At 69.1% G+C, this 3,614-nt stretch carries 2 protein-coding genes; both read right to left on the reverse strand.

The window, feature by feature from the left end; all coding sequences use genetic code 11:
• Positions 1 to 2,059, reverse strand: a 2,059-nt coding sequence (xdhB, locus tag HLH35_RS19575) for a xanthine dehydrogenase molybdopterin binding subunit (protein ID WP_246385257.1), incomplete at its 3' end; no start/stop codon positions are given.
• Positions 2,060 to 2,198: 139 nt separating this feature from the next.
• Positions 2,199 to 3,614 (reverse strand): xanthine dehydrogenase small subunit (gene xdhA, locus HLH35_RS19580; RefSeq protein ID WP_182980726.1); only part of this gene is annotated, 1,416 nt, incomplete at its 5' end.

Raw genomic sequence — 3,614 nt, forward strand, 5'->3', positions numbered from 1 at the left:
CGCGCTCCAGCAGCGCGACATTGAAGATACGCGGCCGATCGGAACAGGCCGGGATCTTGTAGGTGCTGGGGGCATGGGTACGCAGCCGGCCCGTCTCGTCCCACACCAGTTCCTCGGTGGTCAGCCATCCGGCCCCCTGCACGAAGGCCCCTTCGACCTGCCCGATATCGATCGCCGGATTCAGCGACTGCCCGGCATCGTGCAGGATATCGACACGCTCGATCCGCATCTCACCGCTCAGCAGGTCGATGGCGATTTCGGCACAGGCCGCACCATAGGCGAAATAGAAGAACGGCCGCCCCCGCCCGGTCTCCGGGTTCCACGAGATCTTCGGCGTCTTGTAGAACCCGCTGGAGGACATCGACACGCGGGCGAAATAGGCGGCCCTCGTCAGGTCCGGAAAGGGCACGACCGTCTCGCCGACATGCACGCCGTCGGCCCGGAAATGGATATCGGCCGCCTCGACGCCCCAATGCACGGCGGCAAAGGCGACCAGCCGCTCCTTGATCCGGCGCACCGCATCCAGCACCGCCATGCCGTTCAGGTCCGCGCCGCTGGAGGCGGCGGTGGCCGAGGTATTGGGCACCTTGCCCGTGGTGGTGGCGGTAATACGAACCCGGTCGGCCGTCAGGCCGAATTCCCGCATCGCGATCTGCACCATCTTGGTGTGCAGCCCCTGCCCCATCTCGGTGCCGCCATGGTTCACCTGCACCGACCCGTCAGTGTAGACATGCACCAGCGCGCCCGCCTGATTGTAATGGGTGGCGGTAAAGGAAATGCCGAATTTCACCGGCGTCAGCGCGATGCCGCGCCTGATATGCGGGCTGCCCCCATTGGCGGCGTGGATCGCGGCACGCCGCGCCCGATAGGCGCAGCTTTCCGCCAGTTCCTCCATGATCTCCGCCGCGATCGAATCCTCGACCGTCATATGATACGGCGTCAGGTCCCGCGTGCCGGTGCCATAGACATTGCGCAGCCGCACATCCAGCGGGTCCAGCCCGGTGGCGAAGGCAATCTCCTCGATCACCCGTTCGGCCGCCACGATGCCCTGCGGCCCGCCGAAACCGCGATAGGCGGTATTGGACTGCGTATTGGTCTTCAGCGGTTCGGACCGCAGCCGCACATCGGGATAGTAATAGGCATTGTCGGCATGAAACAGCGCGCGGTCGGTCACCGGGCCCGACAGGTCGGCCGACCAGCCGCACCGCGCCGCCAGCACCATGTCCACCGCCCGGATGCGGCCGTCATCGTCGAAGCCGACATCGTACTCCACGACGAAATCATGACGCTTGCCCGTCATCATCATGTCGTCGTCGCGATCCAGCCGCATCTTGGCCGCGCGCCCGGTCAGTTCGGCCGCCAGCGCCGCCAGACAGGCCGGGCCATTCGCCTGGGTCTCCTTGCCGCCGAACCCGCCGCCCATGCGCCGGATCTCGGTCGTCACCAGATTGCTCGGCCGGTCCAGTACATGCGCCACCATGTGCTGGGTCTCGGTCGGATGCTGGGTCGAGGACCAGACCCGCATCTCCCCTTCCTCGCCCGGCTGCGCCAGTGCCGCCTGCCCTTCGAGGTAGAAATGCTCCTGGCCGCCCATCACGATGCGGCCCGACAGGCGACGCGGCGACGCCGCCAATCCCTGCTCCGCGTCCCCACGCCGCATCGTCAGCGGCCGCCAGACCAGCGCGCCGCCGGCGGCCCGGGCCTGGTCGATATCCAGCACCGCCGGCAGGTCCTCATAGACAATCCGCGCCAGACGCGCCGCCCGGCGCCCCTGCCCGCGCGTTTCGGCGACCACGGCAAAGATCGGCTGGCCGTAGAAGGACACGATGTCCGACGCCAGCAGCGGCTCGTCCTCCTTCCCCACCGGGCTGATCTGGTTGTGGCCGGGAATATCCGCCGCCGTCAGCACCCGCACCACGCCGGGCGCGGCCCGGACGGCGTCCAGATCCATCGACACGATCCGGGCATGGGCCCGGGTGCTCAGCCCCGGCACCACATGCAGCAAGCCCTTCGGCTCCAGCATGTCGTCGATATAGGCGGCGGAACCCGAGACATGCATCGCCGCACTCTCGTGCCGCAGGCTCTGCGACGCCCCGCCGGCAACGACGGCGTCCAGACCCGTCCCCCGCCCGGCGCCCCCGACCCCGGAGGCATCGCGGGCAAGCGGGCGGTCCATGTGCGCATCGGTGATCGTCGGATCAGACATGGGCGGCCTCCATCCGGCCGGCCAGCCGGGTTTCGGGACGCGGGCCATCAGGAACGGTCTCAGCGAACAGCCGGGTCAGCAGGTTCGCGGCCACCGTGCGGCGATACCAGTCACTGGCCCGCATGTCGGAAATCGGCGCGAAATCGGTCGCGATGGCCGCCCGCGCGGCCTCCAGCGCCGTCTCGTCCCACGCCCGCCCGATCAGGGCCGCCTCGGTCGCGTGCGCACGTTTCGGGGTCGCCGCCATGCCGCCGAAGGCGATCCGCGCGGCGGTGATGACCCCATCGGCATCCAGCGTCAGCGCAAACGCCCCCAGCACCGCCGAGATATCCTGGTCGAAGCGTTTGGAAATCTTGTAGGCGCGGAACAGCGTCCCCGCCGCCGGACGGGGAATGCTCACAGCCTCGACGAACTCGCCCGGCTGGCGGTCCTGCCTGCCATAGGCAATGAAATACGCCTCCAGCGGAATGGCGCGTCTGATCCCGCCGCGCCGCAGGTGCAGCGTGGCCCCCGCTGCAATGAACACCGGCGGTCCATCGCCGATCGGCGAGCCGTTGGCGATATTGCCGCACACCGTTCCCGCATTGCGCACCTGCGTCGAGCCGATGCGCCGCACCACCTCCCCCGCATCGGGCAGCAGCTCCGTCAGGACGGCGCGGGCGTCCTCGTACGTCACGGCGGCGCCGATCCGCAATCCGTCCGGCGTGCGGTCCACGGTCCGCAGGTCGGACACCCGGCCGATCGACACCACATGCGGCAGGGCGCGCAGCCCCTTGGTCACCCACAGCCCGACATCGGTGGCCCCCGCCACGATCGTCGCCTCCGGATCGGCCAGCAGGACGGCCGCCAGGGCGTCGGCATCCGCCGGGATGGTCACCCGTCCTTCCGGCCCCGTGATCTGCACCGTCTCATGATCGCGCAGAGCGGCCAGGCGGTCGGCAATGTCCCGCGCCCGCGCGTCGAACGCGTCGGGCCCCGCCGCCATCGCCTGCTTCATCGCCCGCACGATCGGGGCATAGCCCGTGCAGCGGCACAGGTTACCCGCCAGCGCGTCATCGATCGGCCCGTCCTCGGCCACTGCCCCCGCCGCCTTGCGGTAGGCGACCATCGACATCACGAATCCCGGCGTGCAAAAGCCGCATTGCGAGCCATGCAGCTCCACCATCGCCTGCTGGACCGGATGCAGCGTGCCGTCCGGCGCGCGCAGATCCTCCACCGTGAACAATTGCGCGCCATCCAGCATCGCCACAAACTGGATGCAGGCATTTACCGCCCGCCAGACCAGCGACGACCCCTCCAGCCGCACCACCAGCACCGTGCAGGCGCCGCAATCGCCTTCGTTGCAGCCCTCCTTGGTGCCGGTCCGGCCGCAATGCTCCCGCAACCAGTCCAGCACGGTCAGGGTCGG

Origin of the sequence: Gluconacetobacter asukensis (assembly GCF_014174375.1) — a bacterium.
GTDB classification, from domain to species: domain Bacteria; phylum Pseudomonadota; class Alphaproteobacteria; order Acetobacterales; family Acetobacteraceae; genus Gluconacetobacter; species Gluconacetobacter asukensis.